At 53.4% G+C, this 14994-nt stretch carries 11 protein-coding genes, 1 tRNA gene and 1 riboswitch; of the genes, 3 read left to right on the top strand and 9 right to left on the bottom strand.

What is annotated here, in order from left to right; genetic code table 11:
• Positions 1–61: 61 nt before the first annotated feature.
• Positions 62–224: riboswitch (M-box (ykoK) riboswitch) on the bottom strand.
• A gap of 61 nt (positions 225–285) precedes the next feature.
• The 9 genes from AC3YUO_RS08235 to trmB form a co-directional block, all read right to left on the bottom strand.
• Positions 286–3762 (bottom strand): DNA polymerase III subunit alpha, encoded by a 3477-nt coding sequence (locus AC3YUO_RS08235; RefSeq protein ID WP_489962552.1) that lies wholly within the window; start codon positions 3760–3762, stop codon positions 286–288.
• A 34-nt stretch (positions 3763–3796) separates the two neighbouring features.
• Positions 3797–4231, bottom strand: coding sequence for a hypothetical protein (locus AC3YUO_RS08230; protein ID WP_489962551.1), 435 nt, complete (start codon positions 4229–4231; stop codon positions 3797–3799).
• A 24-nt stretch (positions 4232–4255) separates the two neighbouring features.
• Entirely contained in the window at positions 4256–4738 is a 483-nt protein-coding gene (locus AC3YUO_RS08225) for a GNAT family N-acetyltransferase (RefSeq protein ID WP_489962550.1), read from the bottom strand.
• A gap of 26 nt (positions 4739–4764) precedes the next feature.
• Positions 4765–5235, bottom strand: coding sequence for a hypothetical protein (locus AC3YUO_RS08220; RefSeq protein WP_489962549.1), 471 nt, complete (start codon positions 5233–5235; stop codon positions 4765–4767).
• Positions 5236–5248: 13 nt separating this feature from the next.
• Positions 5249–6148: a DNA-binding protein WhiA gene (gene whiA / locus AC3YUO_RS08215; protein WP_489962548.1), complete on the bottom strand. Its 900-nt coding sequence runs from the start codon at positions 6146–6148 to the stop codon at positions 5249–5251.
• 2 nt (positions 6149–6150) lie between these two features.
• Positions 6151–7191, bottom strand: coding sequence for a gluconeogenesis factor YvcK family protein (locus tag AC3YUO_RS08210; RefSeq protein ID WP_489962547.1), 1041 nt, complete (start codon positions 7189–7191; stop codon positions 6151–6153).
• 33 nt (positions 7192–7224) lie between these two features.
• Positions 7225–8088 carry an RNase adapter RapZ gene (gene rapZ, locus AC3YUO_RS08205; RefSeq protein WP_489962546.1) on the bottom strand — a complete coding sequence of 288 codons (864 nt, stop codon included), beginning with the start codon at positions 8086–8088 and terminating at the stop codon, positions 7225–7227.
• A 42-nt stretch (positions 8089–8130) separates the two neighbouring features.
• Complete coding sequence (gene murB, locus AC3YUO_RS08200; RefSeq protein ID WP_489962545.1) at positions 8131–9036, bottom strand: UDP-N-acetylmuramate dehydrogenase; 906 nt, start codon at positions 9034–9036, stop codon at positions 8131–8133.
• 222 nt (positions 9037–9258) lie between these two features.
• Positions 9259–9990: a tRNA (guanosine(46)-N7)-methyltransferase TrmB gene (gene trmB / locus AC3YUO_RS08195; RefSeq protein ID WP_489962544.1), complete on the bottom strand. Its 732-nt coding sequence runs from the start codon at positions 9988–9990 to the stop codon at positions 9259–9261.
• A 467-nt stretch (positions 9991–10457) separates the two neighbouring features.
• Here trmB and AC3YUO_RS08190 point away from each other — a divergent pair.
• The 3 genes from AC3YUO_RS08190 to AC3YUO_RS08180 all read left to right on the top strand — a co-directional run bounded on the left by AC3YUO_RS08190 (position 10458) and on the right by AC3YUO_RS08180 (position 14860).
• Positions 10458–10533, top strand: a tRNA-Pro gene (locus AC3YUO_RS08190).
• Between the two features lie 320 nt (positions 10534–10853).
• Entirely contained in the window at positions 10854–13070 is a 2217-nt protein-coding gene (locus AC3YUO_RS08185; RefSeq protein ID WP_489962543.1) for an ATP-dependent nuclease, read from the top strand.
• A 53-nt stretch (positions 13071–13123) separates the two neighbouring features.
• Complete coding sequence (locus AC3YUO_RS08180; protein ID WP_489962542.1) at positions 13124–14860, top strand: ATP-dependent helicase; 1737 nt, start codon at positions 13124–13126, stop codon at positions 14858–14860.
• The last annotated feature ends 134 nt before the right edge of the window (positions 14861–14994 follow it).

Below are 14994 nucleotides of genomic sequence, written 5' to 3'. Positions count from 1 at the left end.
AGATTTACGCCAATAAGCAAAAAACACGCGTGCCGAACAGCGGCACGCGTGTCAGTTACGCCCTTTTCTGCCACCGTTCAAGCTTTAGCATCACAGGGCGGTGAAGTCGCGTTAGATTCTGCCTTGTTTTTCGACAGGACCTGTTCAAACCAACGTGAGATGTCTCCATCTCTTTGCGGCAGCGACCCATATCCCTGTGGTAGCCTTACCTACCGGATTACAAGGTTATTATACCTGCTTATTTGCAGTTCGTCAACCCAAAACCTTCAGTTTCAATTCTTAAGATTATTTTAAAACTACGTTTTCCTCTCCTAAGCGAGTCCGCAAATCCTCCAGCAGGGCCGGATGAATCTGACACCGGGAGCCCACCCGCTTTTTGCAGTCGGCAAAGTAGAGCACCACCTGGCTCTCCCCGGGGAAAAAGGACAGGGCCAGCCGCACCTTCCGCAGTCTGGGGTCCTCCCGGCTGGGCAGGCGCAGGTACAGGGTCTGCTGGTGCTGGACAGGTGCATCACCGGGGTCCCCCAGGGGGCGAATGGAGTCCACCATCAGCTGGGGCTCCTTCTCATCCCGGACGGAGATTTTGCCTGTGGCCAGCACGGCGTTATTCTCCCGGATATAATTGCCGCTCTCCTCCAGCACCCGTGAGAAGCACAGCAACTCCATGCCGCCGGTATCGTCCTCCAGATTGACATAAGCCATCAGTGTGTTGTTCCGCGTGGTGCGGGTCTTATAGGTGGAGATGACTCCGGCAATGGACACCCGCTGGTTGTCCCGGTACTCCCGGGGCCCGTCCTCCCGGTCAAAGTCGGTGAGGATGGAGCCGATGGGCACCGCCCCTTTCTGCCGGGCCATCTCCCGGTACTGATCCATGGGATGGCCGGAGAGATAGAGGCCGGTGGTCTCCTTCTCCATGCTCATGAGCTCCTGCGGGGTGTACTCCGGCAGATCGGGCAGATTCAGGGCAGGCAGTGCGGCCACCGTCTCCTGTTCTCCCCCGCCGAAGCCGAAGAGGTCCAGCTGGCCCTCCACATTGCGCTTACGGCTGGCGGCAATGCCGTCCAGCACCTGCCCGTAGACCTGCATCAGCTGGGACCGACGGCAGCCCATGCGGTCGAACGCGCCGGACTTGATGAGACTTTCCACCACCCGGCGGTTCAGATCCTGGTCGAACATCCGGTCGCAGAAGTCCATAAAATCTGTAAAGGGCCCTCCCTTTTCACGCTCTGTGAGCAGGCCGTTGATGAAGGAGCGGCCCACTCCCTTCAGGGCCACCAGGCCAAAGCGGATGCCCTCCCCTACCACGGTGAAGTCAGCCTGAGACTCGTTGACGTCAGGAGGTAATAGCTGGATGCCCATGGAGCGGCACTCTGCGATGTACTCGGCCACCTTCTCGGTGGAGTCCAGCACGGAGGTGAGCAAGGCTGCCATGTACTCCTTGGGATGGTGGCACTTGAACCAGGCGGTCTGGTAGGCCACCACAGCGTAGCACACGGCGTGGGCCTTATTAAAGGCGTAGTTAGCGAAGTCGTAGATCTCCTGGTAGATGGCCTCGGCCGTAACCTGAGGGATGCCGTTGGCCACACATCCGGCAATGTTCCGCTCCGGATCGCCATGGATGAAGGTGTTTTTCTCCTTCTCAATCTCTTTGGCTTTCTTCTTGGAGATGGCCCGGCGCACCATGTCGGCCTGGCCCAGGGAATAGCCGCCCAGCTGCTGGAAGATCTGGATCACCTGCTCTTGATAGACGATACAGCCGTAGGTGTTGGACAGGATGGGCTCCAGGGCCGGGTGCTTGTAGGTAATCTTGTCCGGATTCTGCTTGCAGGCGATAAACCTGGGAATGGATTCCATGGGGCCCGGACGGTAAAGGGCGATGATAGCGGTGATATCCTCGATGTTCTGGGGCTTCAGGCTGAGGCACACGCCGGTCATGCCCGCCGACTCCATCTGGAACACGCCCGCTGTGCGGCCCTCAGACAGCATGGCCATGGTCTCCGGGTCGTTCTCCGGGATGTTTTTTACTGTAAAGTCAGGTTCCTTGCTCCGGACCATTTTTGTTGCGTCATCCAGAATGGTCAGGTTGCGCAGGCCCAAAAAATCCATTTTTAGCAGGCCCAGTTCCTCCAGCGTAGTCATGATATACTGGGTGACGGGCAGGCCGTCGTTGGTGGCCAGGGGCACATAGTCACACACCGGTCGACTGGTGATGACTACGCCAGCGGCATGGGTGGAGGTGTTCCGTGGCATGCCCTCGATGGCCATGGCGGTGTCAATGAGCTTCTTGATCCGCTCATCTCCCTCGTAGGACTCCCGCAGCTGCTTGGACAGCTTCAGGGACTCCTCCAGGGTGATGTGCAGGGCCCCAGGCCCGCTGGGGATCTGTTTGGCCAGGGCGTCCACCTCGGCGTAAGGAAAGTTCAGCACACGGCCAACGTCCCGTACCGCCCCCCGGGCGGCCATGGTACCGAAGGTAACAATCTGGGCCACGTGGTCGTTCCCGTACTTCCGATTTACATAATCAATGACCTCCTGCCGCCTGCGGATGCAGAAGTCAATGTCAATATCCGGCATGGACACCCGTTCCGGGTTGAGGAATCGCTCGAAGTACAGGCTGTACTTCATGGGCTCCACGTCGGTGATGTTCAGGCAGTAGGACACCATGGAGCCGGCGGCGGATCCACGGCCAGGGCCCACAGGGATGCCGTTCCCCTTGGCGAAGGCAATGAAATCGGAGACAATGAGGAAGTAGTCCACAAAACCCATTTTCCGAATCATGGCCATCTCATAGCGCAGCTGCTTCAAATACTCCTCGGGCCCATCGGGATAGCGCCGGGCAAAGCCGTCCATACACAGCTTCTCGAAGTAGGCGTCTCCGTCGGTGTAGCCCTCGGGGAGCTGAAAGTGGGGCAGGTGATACTTGCCGAATTCAAACTCCACATTGCAAAGCTCCGCAATCTTGGCGGTATTCTCCAGGGCCTCGGGGCAGTTGGGGAAGAGAGCGGCCATCTCCTCCTCGCTCTTCACATAGAACTCCTGGGTCTCAAACTTCATCCGCCCCGGGTCGTCCAGTGTCTTGCCCATCTGAATGCACATGAGGATGTCCTGGGTCTCTGCGTCCTCCCGGCGCAGGTAATGGGCATCATTGGTGGCGATAAGGGGGATCCCCGTCTCCTCGTGAAGGCGCATGAGCCCGGCGTTTACCTGCTGCTGGGCGGCGATGCCGTGGTCCTGCAGCTCCAGGTAGTAGCCGTCCTCACCGAATAGCTCCCGCATCTCCAGGGCCACCGCCTTGGCCTGGTCGTACTCCCCCGCCAGCAGCAGCTTGGGCAGCTCGCCGCCCAGACAGGCCGAGCAGGCGATGAGGCCGCCGCAGTGCTCCCGCAGCAGGTCCATGTCGATGCGTGGCTTGATGTAAAAGCCCTCCAGGAAGGCCTGGGACACCATATAGGACAGGTTGCGGTAGCCCTCCTCATTCCGGCACAGCAGCACCAGGTGGCGGGACTCGGCGTCAAACTCATGGACCTTCTGGAACCGGGTGCGGCCCCGGGGGGCCACATACACCTCGCAGCCGATGATGGGTTTGATGCCCGCCGCCTTGCAGGCCCGGTAGAAGTCAATGACCCCGTACATGACCCCGTGGTCGGTGATGGCCACCGCCTCCTGACCCAGGTCCTTTACCCGCTCCACCAGCTTCTTGATGCGGCAGGCTCCGTCCAGCAGGGAGAATTCCGTATGCAGATGTAAGTGGACAAAGGACATGGGGTACTCTCCTCTCCGGGGCGTTTCGGCCCCATCACTCCTTCATTTCCTGTTCCAAAAATTGCAGCACCCGCCGCCGACGCCCTGCCATACATCCATTGACCAGAAGAATCACCCCAATGGGAAGGGCCAGCCACGCCGCTGCAAAGAGGGCCATCAGCACCAGGGGCACGCCAAACAGGACGCCCACCAGCACGGCAAGCAGCCACAGCACCAGCAGCCATTTTCCGGACAACACAGCGGATACCGAAAAACCGCCTGTTACCACACAGCCCTTTTCTTCCCCTGACACCCGCCCCACAAAGGGGATCTGTCCGTAAATTTGCAGAGAGCCGCAGTCCATCAGACGTATCTCGTCTCCAGAGACTTCCGCCCTGAGCCTTCCTCCGGTGTGCTGCTCTGCCCGATGGCGCAGCAGATGTCGAAATTCTTCCGCTGTCAGCTGACTGTGAAAGACATATCGCCTCATAGCTGCACCTCCATCAGGCTCCGCTTACTCCTCCGCCGCCTGTTTCAGCGTCTCCCCTGTCAGGCGGTACACCGTCCACTCGTCCATGGGAACGGCCTCCATCCCCTTGGTGTAGAACTCAATGGAGGGGGTGTTCCAGTCCAGGCAGGACCACTCCAGCCGTCCACAGCCACGCTCCACCGCCAGGTGGGCCAGGTGCTTCAGCAGGGCTTTGCCGTAGCCGTGGCCCCGCTCCTCGGGCAGGACGAACAGGTCCTCCAGGTAGATGCCGGCACGGCCCAGGAAGGTGGAGAAATTGTGGAAGAACAGAGCAAAGCCCACCGTCTTCTCCCCTGCCTGGGCGAAGATGACCTCCGCCTTCTGCTTCTCAAAAATCCACTCCCGCAGAAGTTCAGGCGTGGCCACCACCTGGTCAGCCATGTGTTCGTACTCCGCCAGGGCGCGAATAAAGGATAAAATCAACGCCTCGTCTCCCGGCTGGGCCGGACGAAAAGAAACTGCTTCCATTGTTTTCACTCTTTCTATTTGAATTTTTATAAATAGCGTTTTGGGTTGGGGAGCTGTGACAGAAAGTCAATGGCTTCCCGCTGTGCTCTGCCGTCAAACCGGGCGGCAGGCACCGTCACCTCCGCCCGCTTTCCCCGGCGCAGCTGAATCGCTACCCCGGCCAGGCCTCCGCCCGCCGTCAGTCCCCGGTGGAAGGTCACCGTCCATGATCGGCGCAGCAGGAAATTCATTCCCTCGTAGGGATACATTTCCCGGGAAAAGCGGGTTTTGACCACCACTTGGTCCGCCTCAAAGACGATTTCCTCGCCCCGGCGGTACAGGCTCCACAAAATCCCGGCCAAAATCAGCCCGCCGCCCACGGCACACAGGATGCCTTCGGCCCCGGCCATCCCCAATAGCAGGATCACAAGGCCAAAAAAGCAGAAAAACAGCAGCCCCGCCGCAATCCGCTCCGGCGGGACCTTCAGCACAATGGGCGTGCGGTCACAGCTGGACATCCCGGCTCCTTTCTCAGGCTTGTGTCTCTTCCTTTCCCAGTTCCACCAGCTTCCGCAGCCGATGGTTCAGGGCGGATTTTGTGATAGGTGGATCGCACTGCTCCGCCAGCTGGGACAGAGTATCCTCCGGGTGGGCCAGGCGAAGAGCCGCCGCCTCCCGCAGCTTGTCCGGCAGCAGAGCCAGCTTTCCGCTCTCCTCCAGACGGCGGATGGCCTCCATCTGGGCCATGGCCGCCTCCACCGCCTTGTCCAGGTTGGCGGCATCACAGTTGACCCGGCGGTTCACGCTCCCCCGCAGGTCCTTCTCCAGCTTGGCGTTCATAATCTCCATGGCAGACAATGGCGCCCCGATGGAGGTGAGAAAATCCTCAATACGGTCGCTCTGCTTGAAGTAGATCACTGCGTTGCCCTTGCGCTGGGCCGCCTTAGGCTCCAGCTCCATCTCCCGCATCAAGGCCAGCATCTCCCGGCTGACGCTGAGGTGGGAGGTGGCCAGTTCCAGGTGATACCCCTTTCTGGGGTCGGTCACTGACCCCCCCGCCAGAAAGGCGCCCCGGAGAAAGGAGAGCCGGCAGCAGCTCTCCTCCAGGACCGCAAAATTGATGTGCAGCGCCAGCGCACTCGGGTCACCCCCGAAGACCTGCTGGATGGTTTCCAGCTTCCGGGGCTGGGTGATGGAGAAGATGTGCTTCCCCTCCCCCTCCGGCAGCCGGTCAAAGGTCAGCTTGAAGGCCTTCTTGAACAGGGCGGGCAGACGCTGAGCAAAGGCGTCGCTCTCCGTGATGATACGGATCTCCTCCGCGGTGTAGGTATTGCTGTAAAGTAATATCCCATAACACTCCGCCTGAGCACAGCATTTGCGGCTCAGTGCGGTGCGGCACAGCTCGTTTTTTACCTCTCCGGCAAAGGACATGCTTACTCCTCCAGTATGTACCGCCGCTCGCCCCGGAAGATCCGCATCGCCCGCTGGCGGTAGACGTCCAGGATGGCTGCGGCCAGCTTATCCGGGTCGTGGCGGGCGTAGTTGCCTCCCTCCGAGGCCAGCGGACGCTCCACCAGCTCCAGCCCCATGGCGGCAATACGCTCCCGGTCCATTACCAGGGGTGCCGCGTCCTCTTTTCGGTACCGCTCCACCAGGCCGGGGTGCACCGGAGCAGAGTTGGCCAGACACAGATCCACCATGTCCGGCACCCCGTGGGTAAGCAGCGCCTCCACATGGTCGGCGGCGGTATAGCCCTCGGTCTCCCCCTCCTGGGTCATGATGTTGCAGACATAAATCTTAGGTGCCGTGGAGTCGGCAATGGCCTGGGCCACCCCAGCCACCAGCAGATTGGGAATCACGCTGGTATAGAGGCTGCCGGGACCCAGCAAAATCAAATCCGCCTCCCCGATGGCCTCCAGGGCGGCGGGCAGCGGTTCAGGATTCTCCGGGATCAGGTTGACGTGGTCAATGCGGCAGTCCTGCTCCTTCTTGCAGTTGTAGATCTTGGACTCCCCCACTACCCGGGCCCCGTTTTCAAACACCGCCTCCAGCTGCACATCGGCGCTGGTGACGGGGATAACCCGTCCGGTGATGGCCAAAACCTGGCTCATCTGGCTCACGGCCTCCTCAAAGGAGCCAGTCACCCCGTTGAGGGCAGCCAGGATGAGGTTTCCAAAAGACTGTCCCGCCAGCGTTCCCTCGGTGAAGCGGTAGGTCAGAAGGCGCTCCATGATAGGCTCGGTATTGGCCAGAGCCTCCATGCAGTGGCGGATGTCGCCCGGCGGGGGCATGCCGATATCCCGGCGCAGCATTCCCGACCCACCGCCGTCATCAGCCACAGTAACGATGGCGGTCAGATTTTTGGTGTACTTTTTCAGGCCCCGCAGCATGGTGGACAGCCCGGTTCCGCCGCCCACGGCGACAATCTTCGGGCCCCGCTCCCACTGCTGCAAACTGGGCAGGGTATTTGGCATGGTCTGCTCCTTTCCCGCAGAGAATTCCGCAGCTTAATTACGTCCTAAATCCCGGTGGCTCTCAGAGACCGGGTAGCCCTTCTCCCCAATGAGGCCGGCCAGCGCATGGGCAATGGCCACCGAACGGTGATGCCCACCGGTACAACCAACAGCTATGACCAGGGCGGTCTTTCCCTCCTCCTCATACCGGGGCAACAGCCAGGTGACAAAGTCTCCCAGCCGGTTTAAAAACTCCTGGGTCTGTCCGCCGGAAAACACATAGTCCCGCACCCCCTGGTCCAGGCCGGTCAGCGGCCGCAGCTCCGCCACATAGTAGGGGTTGGGCAGGAACCGCACGTCAAAAACCAGGTCCGCCTCCATGGGCACCCCGTGCTTAAAGCCGAAGGAGGTTACCCGCACATCCATCCGTCCCTCCAGGGTGCCCCCCTTGGCAAACAGGCGGCGAAGCTCCCCCTTGAGCTTGGCGGTGGACAGGTTGGAGGTGTCAATGATGTACTCCGCCCTCTCCCGCAAAGGAGCCAGCATCCGGCGCTCCAAGGCGATGGCCTGCTCCAGGCTGTCGCAGGACTCCGCAAGCGGGTGGCTGCGGCGGGTCTCCTTGTAGCGCTTGATGATGGTCTCGTCCGAGGCCTCCATAAACAGGATGCGGTAGGAGCATTTCATATTTTTCAGGTCGCGCAGGGCCTGAAACAGGCTTTCAAAATTGGTTCCGCCCCGAATATCGGTGACCAGAACCACCCGGTCATATTCCCCCGAACCCGCCATGCCTAGCTCAGCAAACTTGGGAATCAGGGGCGCGGGCAAATTATCCACACAGAAAAAATCCAAGTCCTCCATGATGGAGGCCGCCTTACTTTTTCCAGCCCCGGACAGTCCGGAAATAATCACAAATTCCATTCTCTCTCTTCCTCTCTCGGGCACGCACCGCCGCTGGGGGCATCACTTCAGGACCCGTACCTCCATCTCCAGCTCCACGCCGGTCTGGTCCAGCACTCGGGTCCGCACCTGCTCCACCAGCTCCAGCACGTCTTTGCAGGTTGCCCCGCCCCGGTTGACCACAAAGCCTGCATGCTTTTCCGATACCTGAGCTCCGCCCACCGTCAGCCCCTTCAGGCCGCACTGATCAATAAGGGCGGCGGCGTAGTACCCCTCCGGGCGCTTGAACATGGAACCGGCACTGGGATATTCCAAGGGCTGCTTGTCATGGCGGCGGGCAGACAGCTCCTCCATCTTGCTGCGGATTGTCTCCGTATCCCCCGGCTTCAGCGCCAGTCTGGCCCCCAAAATCAGACGGGTTCCGTCCGAAAAACAGCTGTGCCGATAGCCAAAGCCGCACTCCGTCACCGTCTCCACGGTGCCCTGAGCGGTCAGGCAGGTAACGCTCTGCACCACCTGAGACATTTCGCCCTCATAAGCGCCGGCGTTCATGGTCACCGCACCGCCCAGAGAGCCGGGAATCCCATGGGCAAATTCCAACCCTGTCAAGCTCCGATCCCGGGCAAACACGGCAAGGCGGGCCAGCGGGACGCCGCTGCCTGCCAAAATATCCTGTCCCTGCAGCCGGCACTCTTCCAGCCCCGGGACGGTTTTCACAATAAACCGCTCAATTCCTTCGTCAGCCACCAACAAATTAGAGCCGTTTCCCATAAAAAAGGGTTCGATCTCCAGCTCCGCCGCCGTTTTTACTGCGGCAGCAGCCTCCTCCACGGTGTGGGGAAGTGCCATCAGAGCCGTCGGACCGCCAATATGAAAGGATGTATGCCGGGACATGGGCTCCTGAATACGAAGCTCCAGCGACGGGCAGCAACGGGAAAGCTTCTCCCGCAGGTGAACAAATTGATCCATATATAGACCTCCCGCAATCTGCAGTACGGTTCTCATATCATGTCAAAACCGCAAGTAGGATGGATTCAGTCGACGTTATTATAGCAAATTTCCCGCCGGAATAGAATAGCCCGGCAGATAAAATCCATTTACCTGTTTTAAAAAAGCCGCCGCCCGATAGGCGGCGACTTTGGGCAGAATGGCGTTTGTTCACCCTATCTGCTGCTCAATTCAGTTATGTGGTTAACGCTCTTCAGCGCCGGACTGCTGGTTCTCCTCCGCCCGGGGCGCCCGTCTGGAGCTGTCCGGACCAGGAATCGGTTTGAACTCGGGCTCCGGATCCATGGCCAGTTTGGTGGCAACACAGCGGTTAATGGGCGTTCCGAGGCTATGGAACTTCTCCTCATAGTCCGTCATCACGCCCTGTACTCCGTGCTCATGTAAATTCCGTGTCACCTGGGAGAGCTGATAACCTGCCTTGGGGAACTGGAACAGGGAATATTCAAACAGCGGCTTGTTGTCCGTCTTGAAGTGTATCTCTCCCCCCTCCTTCAAAATTCCACGATACAGAATCAGGAAATTCTCGTGCGTCAGACGACGGCGGGCATGGTGACTGGAGGGCCACGGGTCACAGAAATTGATGTAGAGCAAATCAACCTCGTCCGGCGCAAAACAGTCCCGAAGCTGAGCGGCGTCGCCGTCAATAAAATAGACGTTATCCAATCCGAGATCCCGGACCCGCTCCATAGCGACAATCATGGCATCCGGCACCCGTTCTACCGCAATATACAGCGCCTGCGGATTCTGCCGGGCGGTTTCAGCCGTAAATCGCCCCTTGCCGCAGCCAAGCTCCAGACGCACCTCATGTGCTTCCGGCTTCAATTCCCGCCAGCGTCCACGATATTCCTTCGGATTCTGAATCAACAGCTTGGCACACTGCTCCATACGCAGGTCCAGATTCGGTTTTTTTCTCATTCTCACGGGGATCACCTCGTTGATATGTTGGTTTTAAATGTTGGATTGTTTTTTATCCTACCACACCAAAGGAATACTTGCAATCCTTTGGAAAATATACTATACTGTTACAGCTACCCGTTAGTTTAAAAACCGCACACTACAAGTGGATGTAGCGCAGTTGGTAGCGCGCTTGCTTTGGGAGAAACCGCCCGGGCAGTCCCACAATTTCATATCGGGGTGTTGCGCAGTTGGTAGCGCGCCTGCTTGGGAGCGTGAGGCCCAGGTTCGGGCCGCAGTTCTCGGAAAACCCGGAAAGCCTTGGGACAACAGGGCTGACGGCACTTTCCCCCTCGCCGGTAACTGGTCAAAAATCGGCGTTGACCACATGTTTGACCACAATTGGAAAATTTCATATCCGGGTGTAGCGCAGTTGGTAGCGCGCTTGCTTTGGGAGGATACGCCCGGGCAGTCCTACAATTTCATATCGGGGTGTTGCGCAGTTGGTAGCGCGCCTGCTTTGGGAGCAGGAGGCCCGGGGTTCGAGTCCCCGCACTCCGACCAATTTTGCAGAAAAACCGCCTGTTCAGGCGGTTTTTCTGCATTTTGAGTTTGGTTTTTGCGGTTTTGAAGATTGCTGTTTTGTGGTGGTTCCAGGGGCGGAGATGCGGTGGACACGCGAACGAGGATAGCCGCCGAAACCGCCAAATCCCTAACCCATCCCTAACCGACACGACCACTGTATTCTTCCGTTGTGGATACGAGGATTTCTTGAGTTTTCCAGAGTTATCCTTTATAATAGTTCTACGGTGCGTCTTTGTGCCACCAAAGCAGCCGTGTGGGTGTGTTCCCATGCGGCTTTTTTGTAAAAGGGGCAAATGTATATGTGGGCTAAGAGAATTAAATGTGAACAGCATTTAGAATACAGTGCAGGTGTAGGCGACACAGAATATTATGAATACGAATGTCCTTGTGGAAAAGGAACCATTATTGAGGAACATGACAATATTCCAGGATTTAGAAATCATAGTGTATATCTTCACTGTGACTTATGCAGTGGGAAGTACTTTATCGATACTTCTGCTGGAATAAGAAATTGGAGAATCGTTCAAAAGAGGGTGAACAGGATGAAAACACAACCGTATATTTGTCGAGTTCATATCGAAAACTTCAGAAACTTCCATTCAGTAGATTTTTCTCTTGGTGAAAAGCAGGTATTAATTGGCGAAAACGCAGTTGGCAAAAGCAATCTTCTTTACGCACTTCAACTGATTCTTGATCCAACGCTTTCCGAAAAAGACCGAATGCTTGAAGAATCCGATTTTTGGGATGGTATAGAAACCCCTATGGATAATGGTCAACATATATTAATCGAGATTTATCTCGCAAATTTTGAGGACAACAAGAATTTACTTGCTCAGCTGGCTGATGCGTCAGTGATGGTAGAAGGAAAAGAAACACTAAAAATCAGCTACAAATTTTTCAAAAAAGATGCTGCGAAACCAGACTATAGTTACATCATCTATAAGGGAAATGATGAAAGTCGAGCTTTTACATATGAAGATCGAAAAATACTTAACATTCGTGTGATAAAAGCCATCCGTGATGTTGAGGCAGAGATGAAAAGTTCCAGAACTTCTCCTCTAACTCAAATTATTAAACAAAAATATACCGTTAGCAAGGATGTACTTTCAGAGATATCGAAAGCTCTTGATGAAAAAGGCGCAGATACTTTACAGATTGGTCAAGTAAATGATTTGGAGAGTAGATTGCAGCGGTTATTGAATGACATGGTGTCCTTTAGTGCGAATGAGTTCAATGTTTCACTAAAAACAATGAATATTGATGCAACTAAACTTCTTTATGCCCTACGACCTCTTATTAACAGTCGTGAAACAGGTAACACAAGCTTGGGAATCAACAATATCCTTTATGTAGCTTTGATTTTACTGCTCATAGAAGATGATACGATTAAAACATTTCTATCTGGTGATTTATATCGTGAATTGTTAGCGCAGGATCATGAGCGGTTGCTTGAAAAAAGTTATAAAAAATCCACCAGCTCTGATGACTACGTCTTAAACCTTGCGGCTCTGCAGGATACTACATTATATGACAATCTGTATGCGTTCTTTTCAGATTGTGTTCCAACAGCAAATGGCGTCACCATTCTTGCTGTCGAGGAGCCTGAATCGCATCTCCATCCTATTTATCAACGGCTCCTCTATCGCCATATTATGAATAAAACTAATACATCTGTGATGATTACAACTCACTCAACGCATATATCTTCAGTTGCACCCATTACATCTCTTGTTCATCTAATCACTACAAAAGATGGAACCACAGTAAAAACAACAGCGGACATTGATTTGTCTGCAGACGATTATTCAGATTTAACGCGATATATTGATGTCAAACGAGGAGAACTCTATACCGCTAAAGGCATCATTTTTGTAGAGGGAATTTCCGAAGAATATTTAGTGCCCAGTTTTTCAAAAGCCAAAGGAATCGAGCTTGATCGTCTGGGTGTAGCGATTTGCAACATAAATTCAACAAATTTCGAGCCATATTGTCGCTTTGCCAATGCACTTGGCATCCCATATGTGATTATTACAGATGGTGATTACTATCATATAGTTGATGAAAAGAAACATTTTGGAGATCTTGAAGATGCAAGCCATGTAGACAAAGGATTTGATGGGCTCGACCGTATTTATCAAATGTATCAAGGCACTGTTGACCCTGAGTACACTCGTTGGGATTACAATCAAAAACGCAAATACTTTGCAACGCTTGGCGCCTTTGTTGGTGAACACACACTTGAGGTGGATCTTTTCAAAAAGTCTACTGAACAAGATCGAAATATTTTATGTTCTGTTTTTAATCAATTAACAAAGGGTGGCCATACTCAGAAGAATAATTTCTCTGCTGAACTTTCCGCTGGTATGTATCACAAATGTCTCTCCAAAATAGAGTCAACTTATAGCGGGATTGGTAAAGGTCGTTTTTCTCAGCGGTTAGCCAATCAAGTATCTGCATCAATGGTTCCAGATTATGTGTCAGATGCGATTGATGCAATTGTTACAAAAGTCAGGTGAATATAGTGAATGCTTATTTTGAGACAAAGCTGCAGGAAATAAGCAAAGATAGAATGCAATTTGCAGCATATACAACTGAAAAAAGCACAGTTGTAATTGCCGGGCCCGGAAGTGGAAAAACGACTGTGTTAACTCTAAAAGTTATGCAGCTATTATCTGAGAAAATCCATTCTCCACGGGGACTTGCATGTTTAACATATAGTACAGAGGCTGTCCGCGAATTCAAAAGCCGGTTGGTGAAGTTAGGGCTGGAAAAGCGCAAGAATGTTTTCCTTGGTACGGTTCATAGCTTTTGTCTTGCAGAGATTATTACTCCTTTCGCAGCTTTATATCCTCAATATAAAATACCCCTGCCAATCCGAATCATTTCTGAAGCTGAAAAGAATCATCTTTTTTATGCTCAGAATTATGAGGGAAATCCCAAACTCAATGATGTAGATAAAGAGCGCACAAGAAATATCAAAGGAATTAGCCGCGTTGCGATAGAAAGCTACGATATTGCACTAAAGGCTGCCATCTCTTTTGAAGAACTCTTGATAGAAAACGGCTATCTTGATTTTATCAGTATGGTGAAAAAATCTGTAGAACTCATTAGCAATGAATCCTATGTACGCAAAGCACTTGAGGCTAAGTATCCTTGGATTATTGTCGATGAATATCAGGATTTAGGAAAACCGCTTCATGAACTTATTTTAACACTGTTAAATCTTACAAAAATCAAGGTCTTTGCTGTTGGGGACGCAGATCAATCAATTTATGATTTCCAAGGTGCAGCTCCTGATTACCTTATAGAATTAAGCCAACGCCAAGATGTTTCCTGCATTCATCTGAAAAACAATTATCGAAGCTCACAGGCAATAGTGGATGCCTCGGAATACATTCTGAACAGCAGCCGGGGATATATTGCTTCTGGAAAGTTTCGAGACTACCATGCCAAATTGGAATTTATCGAATGTTCCGCTGGGATGGATGAACAATATAATAAAGTAATTGAGCAGATATGTAAATTTCATGCGGAAGGTACGCCATACCATGAAATAGCAGTTTTAGTCGCTAATAACAAACAAATAGCAGAATTAGCGCAGGAATGCTCCAGGCAAAATATCCCTGCATATATTGCCCGCCAGACTTTTAGATTAACAGAACTTATTGTCTGGATTCAAAACTGTGCAAAGTGGATCTCGGACAAGGCTTCCGTTTCATTTGATGAGATCTGCTCAACTTGGAAATCGTTCATTCCTGAAAAGCGGATTATTAGTGAAGATGAATACCTCTTGCTTAAAAAGACCATTTATCAGACTTTAACTGCGAGTAAGGTGTATACGGACAATCTATTGGAATGGTTACTCTATCTTGACAAAGCAGTGGGCATTACTACTACTTTTGCTGCTTCAGAGCGATATCCTGATGAGATTGATAATTTCAATAAGTTACTTGAAACAGCACGAAGCCACGATGAACAGCTAACAACAATGTTTCTAACACGGCTTGGTATTCCAGAAAATCAAGTTATCTTAACGACCAGGCATAGTTCCAAAGGACTCGAATTTGATGTTGTAATTTTGACGGGCATGGAAAAGGACAGCTTTCCAAGTTACTATGATAATACTCCAAGAAAACTTGAAGAAGCCAGAAGGCTTTGTTTTGTATCAGTTAGTCGTGCAAGGAAAGCGTGCATTCTCATCCGTTCAAAGAACTTGCAAGGTAAGTATGGCCGATGGTTCAGTAAAGAGCCTTCGCCGTTCTGGGTTGCATTGCAGGAATTTCAAAATAGTCGAAGTGATAAATGATATTCCACACCAGATATCACATCCTTTACCACATCTTAAAGGGATTCCCTGGATAACACAAGTAAGCCAGGGAATCCCTTTCCTTATCTATCCTACTTTTTCGAACGGGATCACCTTGCACCGGCTCTCCTCCG

The organism is Pseudoflavonifractor sp. HNCC25GI2, assembly GCF_058136395.1.
This window is presented reverse-complemented; position numbering and strand designations above follow the sequence as displayed.

What these genes read in the sequence shown, in the direction of transcription:
- whiA (WP_489962548.1), bottom strand. Translation starts at nt 6,148, where the DNA reads ATGTCCTTTGCCGGAGAGGTAAAAAACGAGCTGTGCCGCACCGCACTG.
- AC3YUO_RS08210 (WP_489962547.1), bottom strand. Translation starts at nt 7,191, where the DNA reads ATGCCAAATACCCTGCCCAGTTTGCAGCAGTGGGAGCGGGGCCCGAAG.
- AC3YUO_RS08235 (WP_489962552.1), bottom strand. Translation starts at nt 3,762, where the DNA reads ATGTCCTTTGTCCACTTACATCTGCATACGGAATTCTCCCTGCTGGAC.
- trmB (WP_489962544.1), bottom strand. Translation starts at nt 9,990, where the DNA reads ATGAGAAAAAAACCGAATCTGGACCTGCGTATGGAGCAGTGTGCCAAG.
- AC3YUO_RS08220 (WP_489962549.1), bottom strand. Translation starts at nt 5,235, where the DNA reads ATGTCCAGCTGTGACCGCACGCCCATTGTGCTGAAGGTCCCGCCGGAG.
- AC3YUO_RS08185 (WP_489962543.1), top strand. Translation starts at nt 10,854, where the DNA reads ATGTGGGCTAAGAGAATTAAATGTGAACAGCATTTAGAATACAGTGCA.
- murB (WP_489962545.1), bottom strand. Translation starts at nt 9,036, where the DNA reads ATGGATCAATTTGTTCACCTGCGGGAGAAGCTTTCCCGTTGCTGCCCG.
- AC3YUO_RS08225 (WP_489962550.1), bottom strand. Translation starts at nt 4,738, where the DNA reads ATGGAAGCAGTTTCTTTTCGTCCGGCCCAGCCGGGAGACGAGGCGTTG.
- AC3YUO_RS08230 (WP_489962551.1), bottom strand. Translation starts at nt 4,231, where the DNA reads ATGAGGCGATATGTCTTTCACAGTCAGCTGACAGCGGAAGAATTTCGA.
- rapZ (WP_489962546.1), bottom strand. Translation starts at nt 8,088, where the DNA reads ATGGAATTTGTGATTATTTCCGGACTGTCCGGGGCTGGAAAAAGTAAG.
- AC3YUO_RS08180 (WP_489962542.1), top strand. Translation starts at nt 13,124, where the DNA reads ATGCAATTTGCAGCATATACAACTGAAAAAAGCACAGTTGTAATTGCC.